Here is a 23,395-nt window from a genome sequence, read left to right as displayed (position 1 = left end):
CCGCGAGAAATCAAAGATGTAACCAACGATTGCTGAGCCAAGTTTAGGGTTTCTTAAAAACCCAAAGATGTTTGAACTGAAGAGTTTGATCATGGCTCAGATTGAACGCTGGCGGCAGGCCTAACACATGCAAGTCGAGCGGATGAGAGGAGCTTGCTCCTGGATTCAGCGGCGGACGGGTGAGTAATGCCTAGGAATCTGCCTGGTAGTGGGGGACAACGTTTCGAAAGGAACGCTAATACCGCATACGTCCTACGGGAGAAAGCAGGGGACCTTCGGGCCTTGCGCTATCAGATGAGCCTAGGTCGGATTAGCTAGTTGGTGAGGTAATGGCTCACCAAGGCGACGATCCGTAACTGGTCTGAGAGGATGATCAGTCACACTGGAACTGAGACACGGTCCAGACTCCTACGGGAGGCAGCAGTGGGGAATATTGGACAATGGGCGAAAGCCTGATCCAGCCATGCCGCGTGTGTGAAGAAGGTCTTCGGATTGTAAAGCACTTTAAGTTGGGAGGAAGGGTTGTAGATTAATACTCTGCAATTTTGACGTTACCGACAGAATAAGCACCGGCTAACTCTGTGCCAGCAGCCGCGGTAATACAGAGGGTGCAAGCGTTAATCGGAATTACTGGGCGTAAAGCGCGCGTAGGTGGTTCGTTAAGTTGGATGTGAAATCCCCGGGCTCAACCTGGGAACTGCATTCAAAACTGTCGAGCTAGAGTATGGTAGAGGGTGGTGGAATTTCCTGTGTAGCGGTGAAATGCGTAGATATAGGAAGGAACACCAGTGGCGAAGGCGACCACCTGGACTGATACTGACACTGAGGTGCGAAAGCGTGGGGAGCAAACAGGATTAGATACCCTGGTAGTCCACGCCGTAAACGATGTCAACTAGCCGTTGGGAGCCTTGAGCTCTTAGTGGCGCAGCTAACGCATTAAGTTGACCGCCTGGGGAGTACGGCCGCAAGGTTAAAACTCAAATGAATTGACGGGGGCCCGCACAAGCGGTGGAGCATGTGGTTTAATTCGAAGCAACGCGAAGAACCTTACCAGGCCTTGACATCCAATGAACTTTCCAGAGATGGATTGGTGCCTTCGGGAACATTGAGACAGGTGCTGCATGGCTGTCGTCAGCTCGTGTCGTGAGATGTTGGGTTAAGTCCCGTAACGAGCGCAACCCTTGTCCTTAGTTACCAGCACGTAATGGTGGGCACTCTAAGGAGACTGCCGGTGACAAACCGGAGGAAGGTGGGGATGACGTCAAGTCATCATGGCCCTTACGGCCTGGGCTACACACGTGCTACAATGGTCGGTACAAAGGGTTGCCAAGCCGCGAGGTGGAGCTAATCCCATAAAACCGATCGTAGTCCGGATCGCAGTCTGCAACTCGACTGCGTGAAGTCGGAATCGCTAGTAATCGTGAATCAGAATGTCACGGTGAATACGTTCCCGGGCCTTGTACACACCGCCCGTCACACCATGGGAGTGGGTTGCACCAGAAGTAGCTAGTCTAACCTTCGGGAGGACGGTTACCACGGTGTGATTCATGACTGGGGTGAAGTCGTAACAAGGTAGCCGTAGGGGAACCTGCGGCTGGATCACCTCCTTAATCGACGACATCAGCTGCTCCATAAGTTCCCACACGAATTGCTTGATTCATTGAAGAAGACGAAAGAAGCAGCCCGAAATTGGGTCTGTAGCTCAGTTGGTTAGAGCGCACCCCTGATAAGGGTGAGGTCGGCAGTTCGAATCTGCCCAGACCCACCAATTTTGTGTGGGAAACGCCTGTAGAAATACGGGGCCATAGCTCAGCTGGGAGAGCGCCTGCCTTGCACGCAGGAGGTCAACGGTTCGATCCCGTTTGGCTCCACCACTACTGCTTCTAAAGTTTGAAAGCTTAGAAATGAGCATTCCATCGTTGTGATGATGAATGTTGATTTCTAGTCTTTGACTAGTTCGTTCTTTAAAAATTTGGGTATGTGATAGAAAGATAGACTGAACGTTACTTTCACTGGTAACGGATCAGGCTAAGGTAAAATTTGTGAGTTCTCTTAGTTGAGAAATTCGAATTTTCGGCGAATGTCGTCTTCACAGTATAACCAGATTGCTTGGGGTTATATGGTCAAGTGAAGAAGCGCATACGGTGGATGCCTTGGCAGTCAGAGGCGATGAAAGACGTGGTAGCCTGCGAAAAGCTTCGGGGAGTCGGCAAACAGACTTTGATCCGGAGATGTCTGAATGGGGGAACCCAGCCATCATAAGATGGTTATCTTGTACTGAATACATAGGTGCAAGAGGCGAACCAGGGGAACTGAAACATCTAAGTACCCTGAGGAAAAGAAATCAACCGAGATTCCCTTAGTAGTGGCGAGCGAACGGGGACTAGCCCTTAAGTGGCTTTGAGATTAGCGGAACGCTCTGGAAAGTGCGGCCATAGTGGGTGATAGCCCTGTACGCGAAAATCTCTTAGTCATGAAATCGAGTAGGACGGAGCACGAGAAACTTTGTCTGAATATGGGGGGACCATCCTCCAAGGCTAAATACTACTGACTGACCGATAGTGAACTAGTACCGTGAGGGAAAGGCGAAAAGAACCCCGGAGAGGGGAGTGAAATAGATCCTGAAACCGTATGCGTACAAGCAGTGGGAGCCCACTTTGTTGGGTGACTGCGTACCTTTTGTATAATGGGTCAGCGACTTATTTTCAGTGGCGAGCTTAACCGAATAGGGGAGGCGTAGCGAAAGCGAGTCTTAATAGGGCGTCTAGTCGCTGGGAATAGACCCGAAACCGGGCGATCTATCCATGGGCAGGTTGAAGGTTGGGTAACACTAACTGGAGGACCGAACCGACTACCGTTGAAAAGTTAGCGGATGACCTGTGGATCGGAGTGAAAGGCTAATCAAGCTCGGAGATAGCTGGTTCTCCTCGAAAGCTATTTAGGTAGCGCCTCATGTATCACTGTAGGGGGTAGAGCACTGTTTCGGCTAGGGGGTCATCCCGACTTACCAAACCGATGCAAACTCCGAATACCTACAAGTGCCGAGCATGGGAGACACACGGCGGGTGCTAACGTCCGTCGTGAAAAGGGAAACAACCCAGACCGTCAGCTAAGGTCCCAAAGTTATGGTTAAGTGGGAAACGATGTGGGAAGGCTTAGACAGCTAGGAGGTTGGCTTAGAAGCAGCCACCCTTTAAAGAAAGCGTAATAGCTCACTAGTCGAGTCGGCCTGCGCGGAAGATGTAACGGGGCTCAAACCATACACCGAAGCTACGGGTATCATCTTCGGATGATGCGGTAGAGGAGCGTTCTGTAAGCCTGTGAAGGTGAGTTGAGAAGCTTGCTGGAGGTATCAGAAGTGCGAATGCTGACATGAGTAACGACAATGGGTGTGAAAAACACCCACGCCGAAAGACCAAGGTTTCCTGCGCAACGTTAATCGACGCAGGGTTAGTCGGTCCCTAAGGCGAGGCTGAAAAGCGTAGTCGATGGAAAACAGGTTAATATTCCTGTACTTCTGGTTATTGCGATGGAGGGACGGAGAAGGCTAGGCCAGCTTGGCGTTGGTTGTCCAAGTTTAAGGTGGTAGGCTGAGATCTTAGGTAAATCCGGGATCTTAAGGCCGAGAGCTGATGACGAGTGTTCTTTTAGAACACGAAGTGGTTGATGCCATGCTTCCAAGAAAAGCTTCTAAGCTTCAGGTAACCAGGAACCGTACCCCAAACCGACACAGGTGGTTGGGTAGAGAATACCAAGGCGCTTGAGAGAACTCGGGTGAAGGAACTAGGCAAAATGGCACCGTAACTTCGGGAGAAGGTGCGCCGGTGAGGGTGAAGGACTTGCTCCGTAAGCTCATGCCGGTCGAAGATACCAGGCCGCTGCGACTGTTTATTAAAAACACAGCACTCTGCAAACACGAAAGTGGACGTATAGGGTGTGACGCCTGCCCGGTGCCGGAAGGTTAATTGATGGGGTTAGCTAACGCGAAGCTCTTGATCGAAGCCCCGGTAAACGGCGGCCGTAACTATAACGGTCCTAAGGTAGCGAAATTCCTTGTCGGGTAAGTTCCGACCTGCACGAATGGCGTAACGATGGCGGCGCTGTCTCCACCCGAGACTCAGTGAAATTGAAATCGCTGTGAAGATGCAGTGTATCCGCGGCTAGACGGAAAGACCCCGTGAACCTTTACTATAGCTTTGCACTGGACTTTGAATTTGCTTGTGTAGGATAGGTGGGAGGCTTTGAAGCGTGGACGCCAGTTCGCGTGGAGCCATCCTTGAAATACCACCCTGGCAACTTTGAGGTTCTAACTCAGGTCCGTTATCCGGATCGAGGACAGTGTATGGTGGGTAGTTTGACTGGGGCGGTCTCCTCCTAAAGAGTAACGGAGGAGTACGAAGGTGCGCTCAGACCGGTCGGAAATCGGTCGTAGAGTATAAAGGCAAAAGCGCGCTTGACTGCGAGACAGACACGTCGAGCAGGTACGAAAGTAGGTCTTAGTGATCCGGTGGTTCTGTATGGAAGGGCCATCGCTCAACGGATAAAAGGTACTCCGGGGATAACAGGCTGATACCGCCCAAGAGTTCATATCGACGGCGGTGTTTGGCACCTCGATGTCGGCTCATCACATCCTGGGGCTGAAGCCGGTCCCAAGGGTATGGCTGTTCGCCATTTAAAGTGGTACGCGAGCTGGGTTTAGAACGTCGTGAGACAGTTCGGTCCCTATCTGCCGTGGACGTTTGAGATTTGAGAGGGGCTGCTCCTAGTACGAGAGGACCGGAGTGGACGAACCTCTGGTGTTCCGGTTGTCACGCCAGTGGCATTGCCGGGTAGCTATGTTCGGGAAAGATAACCGCTGAAAGCATCTAAGCGGGAAACTTGCCTCAAGATGAGATCTCACTGGAACCTTGAGTTCCCTGAAGGGCCGTCGAAGACTACGACGTTGATAGGTTGGGTGTGTAAGCGCTGTGAGGCGTTGAGCTAACCAATACTAATTGCCCGTGAGGCTTGACCATATAACACCCAAGCAATTTGCGAACTCGAGAGAGACCAGATTGCGGTGTGTGAAGACGAAACGAACCGAAAGTTTGATGTTCACAAAACACCGAAAGCTGTCACATACCCAATTTGCTGAAGCGAGGCCCTCTGGTCACGACTCAGTACCCGAATTTCTTGACGACCATAGAGCGTTGGAACCACCTGATCCCATCCCGAACTCAGCAGTGAAACGATGCATCGCCGATGGTAGTGTGGGGTTTCCCCATGTGAGAGTAGGTCATCGTCAAGATTAAATTCCAAAACCCCAATTGCGAAAGCAGTTGGGGTTTTGTTTTAGTAGAAACATCCGTTTTTGCTGGCTTGTTACCGTGTTGACGGGCCAGATACAGAATTTCTTGACGACCATAGAGCGTTGGAACCACCTGATCCCATCCCGAACTCAGCAGTGAAACGATGCATCGCCGATGGTAGTGTGGGGTTTCCCCATGTGAGAGTAGGTCATCGTCAAGATTGAATTCCGAAACCCCTGTCTGCTAACGCAGACAGGGGTTTTGTCATTTCAGCGCCTGCAAAAACCAATCATCAAACTGCTTTGCGTGCCTTGCTGATACGTCGAGCCTGCCATTTTCGCCACCAGATGTAGACGCCAGTCGCTGACAGTCCTGCAATTAAAACACCTAACACCGCGATCATTACCTGCCCGGTCACACCAATGATCCGTCCACCATGTATCGGGAGCTGCAACCGATAAAACTGCTCTCCCAACGTTCCCCGCCCTGCAATCTCCTGCCCTAACAAGCGCCCGTCCGTACCGTGAAAGAACAACCAGGATTTACCATGGGCTTCAGTGTCGTGCTGCCCAAATCCAGCGCCGTAGAAGTTGTACTCAAAGCTGTAATACAACTCCCCGATCGCAGCAGTCAGTCCTAACCTTTTCCCCTCCTGTAGTGCCCTTTCGTACGCTTGCTGATAACTCAACTGCGTCACCCCAAGATCACCAACAGGCATTCGCCCTCGAGCCTCATAGACGCTCGGCTCAATCGGCGAAAACAGCGACACCGCAGGCTTGAACACCTGGCTCGGTAAGTTCATCGCTACGCTGCTGATGGCGATCGGCAACAACAACAGCCACAACCACAATCCCCCCGCACGATGCAGATCGAAGTTCAGCCGGTAGGCATGCCCACCCTTGACCTTCCAGGCCGTCGACCACTTCTTCCAGAATGGCTTTCCTCTCGGTAATGTCAGCCATAGCGCCACAAAACAATCGATCACCCAGGCAACGGCCACCAACCCCATCAGCCACAATCCCCAGTTCCCCGGCAATGTCAGGTTGTAGTGAAACTCAAGGATGAACGGGACAAAATTCTTCCGTTCAAAACAGCACTCCCCCCAATAACGCTGACCCGTCTGCTCAGCGCTCACCGGGTCCAGATAAAACACCTGATTACGTTCGTCGAATGGCTTACCCGTCGCCGGATCATTACGTGGAACTGCCGCCAGTAAAGCGGTATGCCCCGCCTCATGCGGATACTCCATGTACCAGACCTGCAGCTTCGGATGCGCAGATTGCACCGCATCAACCAATTCACCCGGCGGCAGTCTAGAGCCCTGCGCAGAGGCAGCATAAAACTCCGGGTTCAACCATTCATCCAACTCATGGTTGAACGCCAGAATGCTTCCAGTAATCCCGGCCAACAGCAAAAACACTGCGGTAGCCAAACCGATATATCGATGCAACAACACCAAAAACGCACGCATTGGAATTTCCCCCCAGAAACGACAAAGCCAGCCCCTGAACATTCAGGGGCTGGCTTTTTTATGCACAGGACCAAAGGCTTAGAACTGGTAGCTGACCGTCGCCGCCACGTTGCGCTCTTCACCCATGTAGCAGAAGTTCAGGCTCGCGCAGGAAGCGACGTAGGACTCGTTGGTCAGGTTGTTCGCATTCAGACGCACATCGACGCCCTTCAAGCCGACCTTGCCCAAGTCATAGCCAATCGAGGCATCGAACAGCGTGTAGGAAGGCACCTTCAGGGTGTTTTCCGCATCGGCCCAGCTGTAGCCGACATAACGCACGCCGCCGCCCAGTCGCAGGCCATCGAGTGCCGCGCTGTCGAACTTGTAGTCCGCCCACAACGACGCCATATGACGTGGCGCTTGCGTCGGTGAGTTGCCTTTGTTCTCAATCACGTCGGTCGGGGTGCTCAACGTACTGACCATCGACTTCGAGTATTCGATATCGGTGAAGGTGTAGCTGCCAAGGACTTTGAGGTTATCGGTCAGCTGCATGTGCGCTTCCAGCTCAAGACCTTGGGAGCGCACAGCACCCACCGCGCGATAGAAGTTTTCCTGCGGCAGTTTGGTCGCCAGGTTCTCCTGATCAATGCGAAACAGCGAGGCGGTGAACAGGTTATCAGTGCCCGGCGGCTGATACTTCAAACCGACTTCCCACTGTGTGCCGTCGGTAGGTGCCAGCGGATTACCGGCGCTGTCGGCATAGGAGTTCGGGTTGAACGACTCCGAGTAACTGATGTACGGCGCCAAGCCGTTATCAAACAGGTACAACGCACCGGCACGGCCAGTGAGCTTGGTGCGGCGATCATTGATCTCTGTGCCAACCGGACGTCCGGCTTCAGCGATACGGTTTTCGTCCGAAGTCTCGACCCAGTCCTGGCGCAGACCCAGCGAGAAACGCCACTTGTCCATCTCGATCAAGTCTTGCAGGTAAACCCCGGTCTGTTCCAGACGGCGCAGGTAACTGGTCTCGCCATACATGTCGATCGCCGAGTTGCCATACACCGGATTGAAAGCATTGATCGGCGTGAGTCCGCCACTGGTCCAGTCGACCACGGTTTTACGCCGCTGATAATCCGCGCCCATCAGCACCGTGTGTTTGGTCGCACCGGTAAAAAATTCCGCCTGGAGCATGTTATCGACGATAAACGCATGCAGACGCTCGTCCCCGCCGGTGTAATAGCGGTTCAGCTCGTTGCTGCTCGGCGAGGTCCAGCCATAGGCGTAGACCTGATCCATGTTCACTTTGGAATCGAGGTAACGGAAGTTCTGGCGTGCGGTGAAGACATCGTTGAAGCGATGTTCGAATTGATACCCGAACGACTGCTGATCGCGCGAGTAACCATCAACGCCTGGCTCACCTTCGAAGAAGTGCGGCGAGATGCGGTTGCCATTGCGCTGATGAATCGTGCCGTCGGCGGGCACACCACCGTGGTAACCGCCATCCGGATCGTGTTGCAGATAAGCCTGCAGGGTCAGCGAAGTGTCTTCACTGAAATCGATACTCAGCGTGGGTGCGAGGGCGAAGCGTTTTTCCTTGTTGTGGTCGAATTGCGTGTCGGACTGATCCGTTAACCCGGTCAGACGATAGGCGATACGCTTGTCGTCATCGACCGGGCCGCTGAAATCAAAACCGACTCCACGCTGCCCCTGCGTCCCGACCGTGGCTTGCACCTGATGGTAAGCCTCATAAAGCGGTTTCTTGCTGGTCAGCGCCACCAGGCCGCCGGGCGAACTGCGGCCATACAGCACCGACGACGGTCCCTTGAGAATGTCCACGCGCTCAAGGAAATACGGGTCGACCTGCATGGTGCTGTAAGTACCGCTGTCGCCCATCGACTTGAGGCCATCGAGATAGATGTTGTCCACCGAGCCATCGTTGAAACCGCGCATCGCTACATAGTCATAGCGATGAGTCGCGCCATACGGATTGGTCAGCACGCCCGGGATGTAACGCATTGCCTGCGAGACAGTCTGCGAGCCTTGGTCATCCATTTGCTCGCGAGTGACCACCGATACGCTTTGCGAGGTTTCCAGCAACGCGGTACTGGTCTTGGTGGCGATCTGGCTGTGAGTGGCGTTGTAGCCATCCATGCTGCCCAAAGCGTTGCCGAGGGCGAAGCCTTTGATGTCGGTGGTAGGCAGGGCCAGTGCTTCGGTCTCAGCCAATGGGCGCAGGATGTAACTGCTGCCGTCCTGACTAACCGCTTCCATACCGGAGCCACCGAGCAAATGGCTCAACGCCTGATCGGTCGAATATTCACCCTGTACGCCCAGCGATTGCCGGCCCTGAGTTTGCTGCGGGGTCATCGACAACGTGATGCCAGCCTGACGGGCAAACTGATTCAGCGCCTCACCGAGAGGGCCCGCAGCCACGTTGTAGCGGTGGCTGACTTCACTGCCAGCGGGAGCCGCCGCCATGCTTATTGCAGGCATCACACCAACGCCCAATGCAGTCGAAAACAGCGCCGCTCGAACGGCGTGGCGCAACAGGCCAGATTCGGCAATGAAATTCAGAGAGTTCTTACAGGTGGCGCGGACAGTCATTGTAGGTTTCCGTAGGCAGTCGCGAAGGCTGAGTTGAAGTGCTTACTGACTAAGCCGGACTTGCTGCAAAAACCCGCCAAAAAAATTTCAGACCGCACGTTCCAGAGTCACCCACCAGCGCGTGCGATAGCGCAATTGCACCGGCAACGTCTGCGGCAGAATCGCCAGCAGTTTGTCGGTGTCTTCCAGACGGAATACGCCGGACAGACGCAGCTCCGCCACTTGCGGCGCACAGTTCAGAAAGCCCTGCCGATAACGCGCGACTTCGGCGAGAAAGTCACCCAGACGCATATTGCGTGTGACGATCAAGCCATCGATCCAGGCGCCAGCGTCCATGTCCAGCGTCGGGGCCGGGCGGACCTGGTGATGGTCGATCAGATAACTCTGCCCGGCGAGTGCTTCTACCGAGGTGCCGCCGGAGTGGATGGCAACCTGGCCATGGGTGACGCTGAGCCGCGTGCAGTCATTGTCCTGACGCAGGATGAATCGGGCATCGACGGGCTCATAAGTCCCGTGACGATTTTGTACCCGCAGTGGCCGATCAGTCGGCGCGCCCTCGTCGGAGCCACCACACGTGACAATGATCTCGCCGCGAGTCAGTTTGATCAGGCGCTGTTGCGCCGTGTAATCCAGATCCACCGCGCTGGCCGTGTTCAACTCGATCCGGGTACCTTCCGGCAACTGGAAGGCGCGCCGCTCGCCCGTCGCCGTAGCGTAATCGGCGCTCCATTGCTGCCACGCGGCAGTGTCCTTGGCCAGCCAGGCGGCGGAACCCATCAGCAATGCGCCAGACAACAGCTTCAAAGCCTGCCGACGGCCAAGGCCTTGGGCACTGTTTTCCAAAGTATTGAACGCCACCTGCGCACCGGGTACTGCACGCAGATTGTTGCTCAATTCGGCTTGCAGCGACTGCACGCGTTGCCAGGCCAGTTCATGCTCGTGGTGTTCGGCACGCCATTGCTCACACTGGCGATTCAACCGCGAATTGCCATGGTTATTGCGCAAGCGCAACAGCCAATGGATGGCTTGTTTGACCACGTGTTGCTGTGGCTCGGCACGGCGACCGAGTGCGGTGTGATCTACAGGCATCAGCTTTCGTACCGCAGCACGTAGCAGTGATACAGCGCATCGGCGACGTAACGCTCAACTGAGCGCAACGACAGGCCCATCTGCTCGGCAATCTGCTTGTGGGTCAAACCTTCGCACTGCGCCAGCAGAAAGGCCTGACGCACTTTCGGCTTAAGTCCTTCAAGCATGCGCGCGATGTTTTCTAGCAGTTCGATCACCAGCGCCCGGGCTTCGGCACTAGGCGTCTCGGCTTCGGGCAAATGAGCAATGGTTTCCAGATAGGCCCGTTCGATTTCTTCGCGACGCCAATGGTCGATCACCAGCCCGCGAGCGATGGTCCGCAGGAAAGCGCGCGGCGCCTTGAGTTCGAGGCGTTCGGTGCGTTGCAGCAGACGCAGGAAAGTGTCCTGCGCGAGATCTGCCGCATCCGCCGCATTGCCCAGCCGTGCGCGCAGCCAAGCGTTAAGCCAGCCGTGATGACTACTGTAAAGCGCCTGTACTGCAAACTCAGGTGAGGACATGAACGCGGACGTCACAAATGATAATTAGTCGCATTGTCATGAAGGGTTACGGAATTTGCAACCGTCGCTCGAACATTGCTCCTGGAAAACACCTGGTTGAAAGCTCTGGCACGCCGTTCGGCGGGAATCCGGCAGAAATACCATCCATTTCCCGCTCAACCCTAAGATTTCTCCGACACGTGCCGACAGACTGGTGAGACATGCGTGCACCAAAGTAGAGCGGCCAGAAGAACGCTGCCTGCGCTGTACATGGAATGTTGCATCCGGAACGCATCCCCACTTTTCGCATAAGAAGTCCCATGAAATGAATCTCAAGTTCAGCCATAAAATCCTGTTGGCCGCCTCGGGCGTCGTGGTCCTGGCGTTCGCGCTGTTCACCCTCTACAACGACTACCTGCAGCGAAACACCATTCGCCAGAACCTCCAGTCCTCCGTACAGCAGGCCGGTGATCTGACCGCCAGCAGCGTGCAGAACTGGATGAGCGGGCGGATTCTGGTGCTGGAAAACCTCGCGCAGAATGTTGCGCATCAGGGTAAGGACGCGGATTTCCCGGGTCTGGTCGATCAACCGGCCTTCACCTCGAATTTCCAGTTCACCTACGTCGGTCAGGCCAACGGTGTGTTCACCCAGCGTCCTGACGCGAAGATGCCTGACGGCTATGACCCGCGTCAGCGCCCTTGGTACAAGCAAGCCGTGGTAGCTGACAAAACCATGCTGACGCCGCCGTACATGGCTGCTGTCGGCGGGCTGGTGGTGACCATTGCCATGCCGGTGAAAAAGAACGGCGAACTGCTCGGTGTGGTCGGTGGTGACCTGAGCCTGGAAACCCTGGTGAAGATCATCAACTCGGTGGACTTCGGTGGCCTGGGCCATGCGTTTCTGGTCAGCGCCGACGGTCAGGTGATCGTCAGCCCGGACAAAGACCAGGTCATGAAAAACCTGAAAGACATTTACCCGAACACCAGCGTGCGCATCGAAAAGGGCAACCAGAACGTCGTGCTTAACGGTCAGGAACGTATTCTGTCGTTCACTCCGGTCAGCGACCTGCCGAATGCGCAGTGGTACATCGGTCTGTCGATCGATCGCGACAAGGCCTACGCCGCACTGAGCCAATTCCGCACTTCGGCGTTGATCGCGATGTTTGTCGCCGTGGCCGCGATTGCCTTGCTGCTGAGCCTGTTGATCAACGTTCTGATGCGTCCGCTGACCACCATGGGCCGCGCGATGCAGGACATTGCTCAGGGCGAAGGCGACCTGACCCGTCGTCTGGTGGTTGAGAGCAAGGACGAATTCGGTGAGTTGGGCAGTGCGTTCAACCAGTTCGTTGAACGGATTCACGCGTCGATTTCCGAAGTGTCCTCGGCAACCCGTCATGTGCACGATTTGTCGCAACGGGTGATGGCGTCGTCCAACGCCTCGATCATCGGCTCCGACGAGCAAAGTGCACGCACCAACAGCGTCGCTGCGGCGATCAACGAACTGGGCGCTGCTACTCAGGAAATCGCCCGCAACGCTGCCGATGCTTCGCAACACGCCAGCGGCGCCAGCGAGCAGGCCGATGACGGTCGTCAGGTGGTCGAGCAGACGATCCAGGCGATGACCGAGCTGTCGCAGAAGATCAGCCTGTCGTGCACGCAGATCGAAACCCTGAACGCCAGCACCGACAACATCGGCCATATCCTCGATGTGATCAAAGGGATTTCGCAGCAGACCAACCTGTTGGCACTCAACGCTGCGATCGAAGCGGCGCGTGCCGGTGAAGCCGGACGTGGTTTTGCGGTGGTGGCGGATGAGGTGCGTAACCTCGCCCATCGCACTCAGGAATCGGCGGAAGAGATCCACAAGATGATCACTTCGCTGCAGATCGGTTCGCGCGAAGCGGTGACCACCATGAACGCTAGTCAGGCCTCCAGCGAGCAAAGCGTGGAAGTGGCCAATCAGGCAGGTTTGCGTCTGGTCAGCGTGACTCAGCGCATTGGTGAAATCGACGGGATGAACCAGTCGGTGGCCGCGGCGACCGAAGAGCAGACCGCCGTGGTGGAAACCCTCAACGTCGACGTTAACCAGATCAACCTGCTGAACCAGCAGAGCGTGGCCAACCTCAACGAGACGTTGAAGGATTGTGATGCGTTGTCGCAGCAGGCTAATCGCCTGAAGCAACTGGTCGACAGTTTCAAAATCTGATTTTCAGATTGAAGACCGCGTTATCGTTCTTCGCGAGCAGGCTCACTCCTACAAATTAAATCGGGTTCCATCTGAAGGAACCCGATCAACTGTAGGAGTGAGCCTGCTCGCGATAGCGGTCTAGAACTCACCGCCGAACTCAGGCCTTAAACAAACAGCTTCAGCACATTCCCCATCGCATCATCCGCAAACCCCTGCACAAACTCCTTGAACCCCGGCAGCGCCTCTTCACCCCCCGAAGCAGGCTCGGCAATGATCGTCCACGTCGCCCGGGATTTGCCTGCGCCCAGCGATTGCACATTCATCGCCGCCCACAGATTCGCCACGCCCAAGGTGTTGTAAATCGTCGTCCAGGTCATGCTTCGTGCGTGTTCATCGCGGGAGTTCAGTTGCTCAACCACCACGTTGCCATCCTTGAAGCATTTCTTGCGCAGCGAGGACACGCCCTCGCCGATAGTTTCTATGTGCGACAGCGCCGGAATGAAACGGTCGAAACCGCCGAAGTGGCCGACCACCGCCCAGACTTGCGCCGCGTCCGCCGGCACTTCTACCGAAGAGACAACGTGGCAGCCGTGCGGATTTTTGATCAGAGTGTCGGGTTGCAGAGTGCTCATGGTGTTGCTCCTTTTTTGTGGCTTCAGATGAAGTTGATTTCTTTCAGGTAATCGCAGCCGCGACGCAGCAGCGCTGGGGACTTCTGTGGGTATTGCGCGCCCATCTGCTGCACGCCGGCCTCGGCGTTGGCGTGGCCGATCAGGGAAATGTCGCCGATGTCTTCTTCAAAGCCGTTGAGGTAGAAACCGAGCACGCCGAACAGCGCGTTGGCGGCGTCTACCCGGCCCAGTTGCTGCTGCCAGTCGGCGACGCTGACCAATGCGAACTCGCTGCCGGTTTCGCGGAACGAAACAACGTAGGCGTCCCAGCTCAAAGGCTCGGGGTTGTGCAGGTTGAACACCGCGCGGTCGGGCGAATAACGGCTGGCGTGGAAGGCGATGAAACGGGCGAGAAAGTCCACCGGCATCAGGTCAAAATTAAGCGCGAAGGCCGGCACCTGGCCGAGCTGGATCGAGCCTTTGAGCATCAGCATCAAGCGGTTTTTGTGCGGCTGACAAACGCCGCTCAAGCTGTTGAAACTGATGTTGCCGGGGCGATACAGATTGACCCGCACACCACGCTCCCGCGCCCGTTCGAGGATGCGTTCGCCGACCCATTTCGACAGGTTGTAGCCGTTGCGAATGTAGATCGGTGGCGTTAGCGCGGCGGGCAGTTCCAGCACCCGTCCCGCATCATCGACCGTGCTTGAGGCCGACAGCGTCGAGACGAAGTTGAAGACCTTTTTGCTTTGCCCTTCGCACAAGCGCAGCAGGGCGAAAATCGGCTCGACGTTGTCCGCCGCCAGCGACTCGTAATCGAGCACGTGATTGACGTTGGCGGCGTTGTGCACCAGTGCGCCGAACTCGCGATCAAGGCGCTGATAATCTTCGTCGTTCATGCCCAGTTGCGGGCGCGAAATATCTGCCGCGTAAACCCGCACACGACGCAGATCCAGATGCTCCAGACGGTTTTCCCGCAGTGCCTCGGCAAACCGTTGCACCGCCGTTTTCCCGCCGCCATCACGCACCAGACACGCGACTTCGCTGGCGCCCCAACCGAGTAGCGCCTCGACGATGTGCACACCGACAAAACTGTTGGCGCCGGTGACGATGACCTTGTGCACATCGCCCATGCGGCTGATCGGCAGCGGTTCGATGTCCAGTGCACGCTCGGCGTCGGCCATGGCCTGAGCGCTGAGTACGGCGCTGTCATCGGTGCCACGCACCAGCGTCGCGAGTTTGATGATGGTCGGCAGTTCGATGAAGCGATTGATCGAGATGCTGCGGCCGAACTCCTCACGCAAACGCAGCAACATGCGCGACAGCAAAATCGAGTGACCACCGAGATTGAAGAAGCTTTCGTCGGTGGAAATATCGCTGTTCGGCAACTCCAGCAATTCCGCCCAGATCTCCAGCAGCAGTGCTTCATCAGCATTCGCCGGCAGGCATTTTGGCCCGCTGTCCTGCACGTTCACCGGCAGTTCCAGCAGCGCTTTGCGGTCGACCTTGCCGTTGCTGGCGAACGGCATGCTCGGCAGCTCGGTCCACGCCACGGGTTGCATGTAGTCCGGCAAAAACTGTCGGGCGTGAACCTTTAGTGCTTCGCGCGCGGTGTCTGATTGCGGCTGGGCGAGGAAGGCCAGAATGCGCCGCTGACTGTCGATCACCACCGCCACTTGCCGGTACAACTGGCTCTCGCGCAGGCAGCGCTCGATCTCTTCCGGCTCGACCCGAAAGCCGCGAATCTTCACTTGGTTATCGCGACGTCCGCACAGCTCGATACCGTGCTCGCCCCACTTGGCCATGTCGCCGCTGCGGTAGGCGCGCAACGTCTGCCCGTCCGGCAGATTCAAGGTCAGATAACGCTCGGCGGTCTGCTGTGGATTGTTCAGATAACCGAGGCAGACGCCGGGGCCGACGATGAACAATTCGCCGACGGTGTTCTGCGGCACCGGTTGCAAATCGTCATCGAGAATCAGCACCTGGCTGTTGGCGATCGGCGCGCCGAGGCTGCGATTGCTGTCACCGGGTATCAGTTGACGCGCAGTGATCAGCACCGTGGCTTCGGTCGGGCCGTAAAGGTTATGCAGCGTGCCCTGACGGGTCAGTTGCTCGATGACGAACGGCTCGCAGACATCGCCGCCGGTCATCACTTGCACGCCTTCCAGTTGCTCCAGCGGCAGGATGCTCAACAGCGCCGGCGGCAGGAACGCATGGGTCAGTTGTCGGCGACGGATCAGCGCGATCAGTTGCAGCGGATCACGCCGTTGGGTGTCGTCGGGCACCACCAGTTCGGCACCTTCGAGCAGGGTCGGAAAGATGTCGATCAGTGACGAATCGAAGCTCAATGATGAGAACTGCAAAACTCGACTTTCTGCCTGCAACTGCACGTAATCGGCGTACCACGTGGTGAAGTGCGCAAGGTTGGCCTGACTGAGCAGCACACCTTTTGGATGGCCAGTGGTGCCCGAGGTGTAAAGCGCCATGCACGGCGCATCGAGCTCTGGGCGTCGGCACATCAGCGGTTGGCTCAGATCCGCGTCTGCGCTGGCGATGTGACTGACATCCAGCCCCGCCATGGTTTCGCCAAGCGGATGCTCGCCATCGTGCAGCAGCAACAACGCGCCGGCGTTTTGCAGAATGTATTGCTGACGCTGCAGCGGATGGCTCGGCTCCAGCGGCAGGTACACCGCGCCGCTGCCGAGGATTGCCAGAATCGAGGCGAACAACGCCGGGCTTTTCGGCAGGCAGATACCGACCACCCACGGCTGCGGGTGTTGCTCAAGCAAGGGCTGCAAGCGCTGTTGGATCGCGCGACTGTGGGCGTGTAATTGCCGATAGCTGATCGATTGTTCGGCGAGATGCAGCGCCGGTCGTTCGGCGTGGTGGATCAGGCTTTGTTGCAGGCGCTCGATTGCCGGAGTCTGCGCCTGTTCCAGCAGCGTCGGATTCGCCGTGTCGTTGAGGTGATGGATGTACGCCAGGCTGTCGAGGAACAGCAGGTCTTCCATCCGCTCGAAATCCGCCGCCGGCACCGACGCGGCCTGCTGAAAATAGTCAGCATTACGAGAGAAGCGGCTGACCAGCAACGTCACCTCGTCGATCACCTGCGTCAGAGCTCGCTGGCGCAGTGACTGACCATTGCCGGACGGCTCATCGGCAATCGGCACGCGGCTGATCAGTGAAGAACCGAGGAAGCACAGCAGATCGAGTGAAGGTAAACCGGCCTTGCTGTGCGCATTGATACCCAAGCGCAGGTGCAGGTGGGGGATTGCGCAGCGATCGCCAGCGCCGATGAAGCCATCGTCGATGATCAAGTCCACCGTCGATGCCGCAACGCCGCTGCGCTGCAATGTGTGGCCGTGTTGTTCAAGCTCCAGCGCCAGGTCGGTCATGGCCTGGCTGGCGCCAATCAGCAAAATGTCGAGACGTTTCATGTCGGCCTCCTTGTCAAACCAGGTAGTCACGCAGGGTGTGCTGCACGCAGGGCGTGTCGAGCAGCGAACTGTTGTGGAAGAACTTGACGATGTTGCCCACCAGCGGATGGTGGCGATTGATCGGGAACGCCAGCCCGGCCATTTCATCCCTGAGCGAACGGCGCGTGGCCTCGCTGACCGGCAGTGCGTCGATCAGGCGCAGGTCGAAGGATTTCTGGATGTCGTTGGTCAGGTAATGGCCGATGAACACCGGCAGAATCTGCGCGATGACCTCGCGATCTGCCGCGCTGGCGGTGTGCCAATAGATACGCACCATCCGCGCCCAGAAACTCGAATGGCGACCCTCGTCGAGCAAGTGGTCGGCCATCAGGCCTTTGATCGATGGCTTGACCGTATCGTCGCGTGCGAACGCGGCGACATCGCCGGTCACGGTGTTTTCGGCGATGGCCACGCAGATCAACTCCACCGCGCTGCGCAGGTGCTCCGGTGCCAGCGCTACAGCCGCAGGAATCGCCCGGCTCAGCTCGATTTCATCGGGCAACTGAATCGGTTCGATACCGGTCATCGCGACCGTTTGCTGCATGAAATCCATCGCCACCAGCGCGTGGTAATCCTCGTCGACCACCACGGTCATCGCGTCGTAACGACAGGCAAACGGGAAGGCCACGGCGAAGCGATTCTTGGCGATGCTGCGCGCAGTCTTGTCGACGATCTCGGTCTCGAAAATCACCACATCGTTGATAAATTTGTACAACGTCTGCACCAAGGCGAAATCGCGCTGCTGCGGACACTCGCGCAAGAAGGTTTCGCTGAGCACCAGCGGCTGACGACTGAGCGGGTAGATCAGGCGTTCATCGTCTTCCAGTACACGACGCGGGCGGGTGCGGATGGTGGCGCGGCTCTCCCAGGCGTCGGCAAAGGATTGATAGTCGGCGGCGTTCATTGGGCCACCTCCGCCAACGGTTCGCGCATGCTCAGGCGTAGGCCGTCCCATAAGGCGATGCGGCTTTCCACGGCAGCGATGGCGCTGGCGTAGACCTCGGCCTCGCGTTGCGGATCGCCGTCGACCAGGCGTTCGAGCAGGTGTTCTGCCGCCGGACCGTGATCCTCGGAGTCGACCTCGATATGCCGCTCCAGGTAATAGCGAAAGGTCGGCGCCTGTTCGATACCGATGCCCCAATCGTCAAGAATGCGCTGGAACATGGTCGGGATTACGCTCTCACGGCCATGTAGAAATGCCGCCGCCACGCTGTGTCCCGGTGCGTGCAGGGCGGTGCGCAAGGTGTCGCGGACAAACTGTGCGGCGGCCGAATCAACCTCGACGCTTTGCAGCGCGACGTCATAGCTCACGCCTTCCTGTTGCAGGGTGACGAAGCGCTCCACGGCCGTGGTGCTCGCGCCGATTTCGCGCATCGCATCCAGGTACAACTCGAAATGGCTGTAATGACCATCCGTCAGGCGATCATCCGATTCTTCGCCCAGAACGATCTCATTGATCAACCGGGCGGCGTGAGGATCGCGCGGCGGTAACCACGGCAATCGGGTACACGTCAGTTCCTGCTGCAGGCGTTTGGTCAGCGACATGAAATCCCACACGGCAAATACGTGTGTTTCCATGAAACGTTGTAACACCGATAACGAAGTGATCTCGGAAAAGATCGGGTGAATGCTAAGTTCGGCTTTCTTCAGGGCGAGTTGGTTCTTATTGGGCATCATGATGTCCTTTATCGTTGATGTTGAATGGAACTGTTCTGGCAGCTATGCAATCAGTTAAATGACGACTTACTTGTTTTCTGTCGACGGACGACAGGCTTCTTTGCTGATAGGTAAGTGCGGATCGATATAACTTTGACATGGCGTCATGTCTGCCCATAAGCCGCTACTGCTGAGCCGACGGCATTGGGCTGATACCGAGGTGAAGGGCGAAGTTCACACTTGGCGAAGAAAAGCTAATACACCGGCTAAGTATTTAACAAGAATATTTTTAATTATTTAAAGTTTGCTGTTTTTTGAAGTTGAGTTGTTCCGATAAAACTTCGTGTTGAAGTTTTATTTGGGCGTAGTTGCTCCTTTCGGCGAATAACGGCCAAAATTGATCGACAAGAGTGAATGCCTCACTCGAAGCAACTTTCCAGTAATAAGAGTTGAATGATTTAAAAGGGGCGGAAGTTGGCCGTGACCCCGCGCCATGACTTCCTTTTTCCCGTGGCAAGGCTCCTTCCGTAGGTTCCTGGTGCGGGGACTGCGCCGTCAGTGCGACGCGTCGCCCGTTCTTTATGGGGTTGGCCGTTCAAGAGTGCGGGTAAATGAGCGCCACGGCTATTACCGATTCGTCACCACCAAGGTGCAAATTTCGGGCTGAACGGCGCAGGGAGGTTAGAGCGGGCACGCGGATCCGCCCACCCGAGGGCTGGCAGATCGCGTGGGGATTTGTAAGAGAGTGATTCGCGGAGGGTGCGCGCTCAGCGTGCGGCTTGGCGGCTTTGTGCGGCGGGGGTGGCGAGATAGCGGGTAATCACGTCGACACCGCGATTGAGGTGCTGTTCAAGGAGTTTGATCGACAGTTCAATGTCACGTTCCTGCACGGCTTGCAGCATCGCCCGGTGATCGTCCTGGGACAATTTGCCCAGACCCATGGCCTCAAGGTTGAAACGCAGAAAGCGCTCTTCTTCGTTGAGGCCGTCTTCGACCAGGCGCAGCAAGCGTTTATTGGGCGCCTTGCTGTACAGGGCCATGTGGAACAAACGGTTGAGCCGGCCGATTTCCGTGTAATCGTGCTGCGCCTCCAGTTCCTCGATGTAACTCGCCGCAAGGGCGTGATCGGCAGAAGTCAGCAGCGGGATCGACTGCCGCATGGCTTCGGATTCGAGCAAGATGCGCAGTTCGTAGGTTTCCGTGGCATCGCCTTGAATCAGGGGCGCAACCACTGCGCCTTTGTGCGCAGTAACGCTGAGCAGTTCCTGGGCTTCGAGCTGGCGCAGGGCTTCGCGCACAGGCATGCGGCTGACGCCGAACAAATCGGCCAGATCCTGCTGGCGCAAGGCAGTGCCGCAGGGCAGACGCCCATCGAGAATCGCCGAGCGCAGTGTTTCTTCGATCACCGACCGGGCCAGATGCGCAGGAATCGGTCCGTCGACTTTAATGCTGTGCAGCGGTTTGGGCTTCTGTGTCACGACTACGCACCCTGTATGTCGGCCTGATTTGGATCCAAATGACACTAGTGATTGCTCTACAGGTTGTCAAACCTTGTAAAACAATGTGCTGGCAGCTGAAGTTTAGCGCGCCGGCGATGATCTCATGGTGCCATTGTTTTTTGCCGGGCTAAGCTTCACCATCAAACGCTTTCCTCCCTGCCCTCTGGAAACCTGCTGTGGCGGTATGTTTCGCGATCCCCCGGACGTTGCGCTGGCTAGGCTGCGCACTGTTGCTGGCCGGCATGATGCTGGGCGGTCTGCATGCCGATTGGGATTTTTCCACGATCAGCCGCAAAGCCACGGCGCTCTACGGGCCGCTGGGTGCCGGGCAGCAGCGCATCGATGCCTGGCAAAATCTGTTGGCCACGCAGAAGCAGGTCAGCGAGATGGAAAAGCTCAAAGTGGTGAACCTGTTCTTCAACAAACAGGTGCGCTACGTCGAGGACATCGATCTGTGGCACGAGGTCGACTATTGGGAAACGCCGATCGAAGCCTTATGGAAAGGCGCCGGCGACTGCGAAGACTACGCGATCGCCAAGTATTTCAGCCTGCGCCACCTCGGGGTTTCCAGTGACAAGCTGCGCATCACCTATGTCAAAGCGTTGCGCCAGAACCGTGCACACATGGTCCTGACTTACTATGCCACCCCCGATGCCATGCCGCTGGTGCTCGACAGCCTGATCGATCCGATTCAGCCGGCATCGCAGCGAACCGATTTGCTGCCGGTCTACTCTTTCAATGCGGAAGGGTTGTACTTGCCGGGCGCCAAGGGCAATAAAAAGGTCGGTGATACCAAACGTCTGTCACGCTGGCAGGATGTGTTGAAGAAAATGCAGGCCGAAGGTTTCCCGGTCGAGACGACTAACTAGGAGCACGCGCTCAGATGTCTTTGTTCAAACAGCTGTTGATCGCTATCTGTCTGTTCCTGGTGGTCGCCTTCACCGGCAGCTTCATGGTCAGTCTGGAAAGCTCGCGTACCCAGTACGTCAACCAGTTGCGTTCCCACGCCCAGGACGCCGCGACAGCGCTGGCCTTGTCGCTGACGCCGAATATCGACGATCCGGCGATGGTCGAGCTGCTGGTCAGCTCGATTTTCGACAGTGGTTATTACGCGAGCATCCGCGTGGTGGATCTGAAAACTGACCAGACCATCGTCGAGCGCAGCGGCATTCCGGCCGTCAGCAATGTGCCGGACTGGTTCGTCAAACTGATCGGTCTGGAACCGGCTGGTGGCGATGCACTGGTCAGCCGTGGTTGGGAACAGGCAGCGCGGGTCGAAGTGGTCAGCCATCCGATGTTTGCCGTGGCCAAGCTGTGGCAGAGCGCGTTGGGCAGCCTCGGCTGGCTGCTGATCTGCGGCGCAGTGAGTGCGGTGCTCGGGGCACTACTGCTGCGCCGGCAGTTGAAGCCGCTGGATTACATGGTCAAGCAATCCCACGCCATTGCCCGCCGCGAATTCCTCAGCCTGCCGGATCTGCCGCGCACGCCTGAGTTGCGCCGCGTGGTGCAGGCGATGAACCAGATGGTCGAAAAGCTCAAGGCGCTATTCCAGGAGCAGGCCGAGCGCAGTGAAAAACTGCGCGCCGAGTCCTATCAGGACAATCTCACCGGGCTGGCCAACCGGCGTTATTTCGAGATGCAGTTGAACAACCGGGTGAGCAACCCGGAGCAGGCCAGTTCCGGTTATCTGCTGCTGTTGCGGGTTAAGGATCTGGCGGGGCTCAACCAGCGCTTGGGCGGTCAGCGTACAGATGAATTGTTGAAAGCAGTAGGCGAGCAACTGTCGCGTGAATGCGCCAAATACCCGGAAACCCAGAACCTCGTCACGCGTATTCGTGGCGGTGAATTCGCCGTGCTGGCGCCGGGGCTGGTGCGCGAGGAAGCGCTGCAACTGGCGCAGAATCTCGACAGTGCCCTGAGCAGCCTGCACGCCACGGGCGCTACCGATGTGGCGGCGGTAGCGTCGATCGGCCTGGCGCCGTTCGCTCACGGCGATTCGCCGCAACAGGTGCTGACGCTCGGCGATCAGGCGCTGGCGCAGGCTGAAGGGCAGGGTGAGCAGAACTGGGCCTGCATCGATCAGAGCCTGACGGCGGACGTTGGCGACGATCACCACGCCTGGCACCGCTTGCTCGATCAGGCCTTGAGTCAGCAGCGTTTCGAGCTGTATTTCCAACCGGTGGTCGCCGCCGCAGACACGCAACTGGTGCTGCATTACAAAGTGCTCTCACGCCTGCTCGATGATCAGGGCCAGACCATTCCGGCCGGGCGCTTCTTGCCATGGTTGGAGCGCTTCGGCTGGACCGCTCGACTGGATCGCTTGATGCTGGAACGCGTGCTGGAACAGATGAAAGTGCATGAGGATTCGCTGGCGCTGAACCTGTCCTCGGCGACCCTGGCTGATCCGCAGGCGCTGAACAAAGTCTTCGAGATTCTGCGCGCGCATTCCAATCTGGGCGCGCGCCTGACCCTGGAAATCGGTGAGGAACAATTGCCGGAGCAGGCGGTGCTGGAGCAGTTGACCCGGCGTCTGCGTGAACTCGGCTTTTCGCTCAGCCTGCAGCGCTTTGGTGGGCGCTTCAGCATGATTGGCAACCTGGCGCGGTTGGGGCTGGCGTACCTGAAGATCGATGGCAGCTACATTCGTGCGATTGATCAGGAGAGTGACAAGCGTCTGTTCATCGAGGCGATCCAGCGGGCGGCGCACAGCATTGATCTGCCGCTGATTGCCGAGCGGGTCGAGACGGAAGGGGAGTTGTCGGTGATTCGCGAGATGGGTTTGTATGGGGTTCAGGGGCAGTTGTTGGGTGAGCCGCGGCCTTGGCGGTAAGAGCAACCCTCACCCTAACCCTCTCCCAGAGGGAGAGGGGACTGTCCGTGGGATATTGACGCAATACGCCGACGTGAGCGATTTGCGCTGAATCCATAATCGACTCGATTGCTCAGGTCGATGTACAGCGCCAGACACCTCGGTCAGCTCCTGCTGAATCCATAATCGACTCGATTCCTCAGGTCGGTGTATGACGCCAGACACCTCGGTCGGCTCCCTCTCCCT

General features: G+C 57.1%; 12 protein-coding genes, 2 tRNA genes and 4 rRNA genes. 9 read left to right on the top strand and 9 right to left on the bottom strand.

Features of this window, described 5'->3' with window-relative positions; all coding sequences use genetic code 11:
* Positions 1 to 73 precede the first annotated feature (73 nt).
* From ACI514_RS24710 to rrf (ACI514_RS24685), 6 genes are all read left to right on the top strand, one after another.
* Positions 74 to 1,610, top strand: a 16S ribosomal RNA gene (locus ACI514_RS24710).
* Positions 1,611 to 1,691: 81 nt separating this feature from the next.
* A tRNA-Ile gene (locus ACI514_RS24705) sits at positions 1,692 to 1,768 on the top strand.
* Positions 1,769 to 1,798: 30 nt separating this feature from the next.
* A tRNA-Ala gene (locus ACI514_RS24700) sits at positions 1,799 to 1,874 on the top strand.
* Positions 1,875 to 2,121: 247 nt separating this feature from the next.
* Positions 2,122 to 5,015: ribosomal RNA gene (locus ACI514_RS24695) — 23S ribosomal RNA — on the top strand.
* Between the two features lie 156 nt (positions 5,016 to 5,171).
* Positions 5,172 to 5,287, top strand: a 5S ribosomal RNA gene (gene rrf, locus ACI514_RS24690).
* 105 nt (positions 5,288 to 5,392) lie between these two features.
* Positions 5,393 to 5,508 (top strand): 5S ribosomal RNA (rrf, locus tag ACI514_RS24685).
* Together the 16S, 23S and 5S rRNA genes with 2 tRNA genes alongside form the textbook arrangement of a ribosomal RNA operon.
* A 72-nt stretch (positions 5,509 to 5,580) precedes the next feature.
* Here the strand turns inward: rrf (ACI514_RS24685) and ACI514_RS24680 are convergent.
* From ACI514_RS24680 to ACI514_RS24665, 4 genes are all read right to left on the bottom strand, one after another.
* Positions 5,581 to 6,759, bottom strand: a complete 1,179-nt coding sequence (locus tag ACI514_RS24680) for a PepSY domain-containing protein (protein WP_160054586.1) — start codon at positions 6,757 to 6,759, stop codon at positions 5,581 to 5,583.
* Between the two features lie 78 nt (positions 6,760 to 6,837).
* A complete protein-coding gene (locus ACI514_RS24675; protein ID WP_160054588.1) occupies positions 6,838 to 9,342 on the bottom strand; it encodes a TonB-dependent siderophore receptor in 2,505 nt (834 codons plus the stop codon).
* Positions 9,343 to 9,429: 87 nt separating this feature from the next.
* On the bottom strand, positions 9,430 to 10,431 hold the full coding sequence (locus ACI514_RS24670) for a FecR domain-containing protein (protein WP_405122560.1): 1,002 nt from the start codon (positions 10,429 to 10,431) through the stop codon (positions 9,430 to 9,432).
* Positions 10,431 to 10,931 (bottom strand): sigma-70 family RNA polymerase sigma factor, encoded by a 501-nt coding sequence (locus tag ACI514_RS24665; protein WP_160054592.1) that lies wholly within the window; start codon positions 10,929 to 10,931, stop codon positions 10,431 to 10,433. The genes ACI514_RS24670 and ACI514_RS24665 overlap by 1 nt, the downstream gene beginning before the upstream one ends.
* A 304-nt stretch (positions 10,932 to 11,235) precedes the next feature.
* On the opposite strand from ACI514_RS24665, the gene ACI514_RS24660 reads away from it, so the two are divergent.
* On the top strand, positions 11,236 to 13,116 hold the full coding sequence (locus tag ACI514_RS24660) for a methyl-accepting chemotaxis protein (protein ID WP_034151784.1): 1,881 nt from the start codon (positions 11,236 to 11,238) through the stop codon (positions 13,114 to 13,116).
* 146 nt (positions 13,117 to 13,262) lie between these two features.
* On the opposite strand, the gene ACI514_RS24655 is transcribed toward ACI514_RS24660, so the two are convergent.
* From ACI514_RS24655 to ACI514_RS24635, 5 genes are all read right to left on the bottom strand, one after another.
* Positions 13,263 to 13,730, bottom strand: a complete 468-nt coding sequence (locus tag ACI514_RS24655; protein WP_405122559.1) for an SRPBCC family protein — start codon at positions 13,728 to 13,730, stop codon at positions 13,263 to 13,265.
* A 23-nt stretch (positions 13,731 to 13,753) separates the two neighbouring features.
* A complete protein-coding gene (locus tag ACI514_RS24650; protein WP_405122558.1) occupies positions 13,754 to 17,146 on the bottom strand; it encodes a non-ribosomal peptide synthetase in 3,393 nt (1,130 codons plus the stop codon).
* Positions 17,147 to 17,159: 13 nt separating this feature from the next.
* Positions 17,160 to 18,089 carry a diiron oxygenase gene (locus ACI514_RS24645; RefSeq protein WP_160054598.1) on the bottom strand — a complete coding sequence of 310 codons (930 nt, stop codon included), beginning with the start codon at positions 18,087 to 18,089 and terminating at the stop codon, positions 17,160 to 17,162.
* On the bottom strand, positions 18,086 to 18,859 hold the full coding sequence (locus ACI514_RS24640; RefSeq protein ID WP_405122557.1) for a DUF3050 domain-containing protein: 774 nt from the start codon (positions 18,857 to 18,859) through the stop codon (positions 18,086 to 18,088). Before ACI514_RS24640 ends, ACI514_RS24645 begins: the two co-directional genes overlap by 4 nt.
* Before the next feature lie 749 nt (positions 18,860 to 19,608).
* Complete coding sequence (locus ACI514_RS24635; RefSeq protein WP_160054602.1) at positions 19,609 to 20,319, bottom strand: GntR family transcriptional regulator; 711 nt, start codon at positions 20,317 to 20,319, stop codon at positions 19,609 to 19,611.
* Positions 20,320 to 20,516: 197 nt separating this feature from the next.
* Here ACI514_RS24635 and lapG point away from each other — a divergent pair, with 197 nt between their 5' ends.
* Together lapG and lapD are read left to right on the top strand one after the other, a co-directional pair.
* On the top strand, positions 20,517 to 21,209 hold the full coding sequence (gene lapG / locus ACI514_RS24630) for a cysteine protease LapG (protein ID WP_160054604.1): 693 nt from the start codon (positions 20,517 to 20,519) through the stop codon (positions 21,207 to 21,209).
* A 14-nt stretch (positions 21,210 to 21,223) separates the two neighbouring features.
* Positions 21,224 to 23,170: a cyclic di-GMP receptor LapD gene (lapD, locus tag ACI514_RS24625; RefSeq protein ID WP_405122556.1), complete on the top strand. Its 1,947-nt coding sequence runs from the start codon at positions 21,224 to 21,226 to the stop codon at positions 23,168 to 23,170.
* Positions 23,171 to 23,395: the final 225 nt, after the last annotated feature.

The sequence above is a fragment of the Pseudomonas sp. M20 genome, from assembly GCF_045037865.1.
Lineage (GTDB): Bacteria > Pseudomonadota > Gammaproteobacteria > Pseudomonadales > Pseudomonadaceae > Aquipseudomonas.
This window is presented reverse-complemented; position numbering and strand designations above follow the sequence as displayed.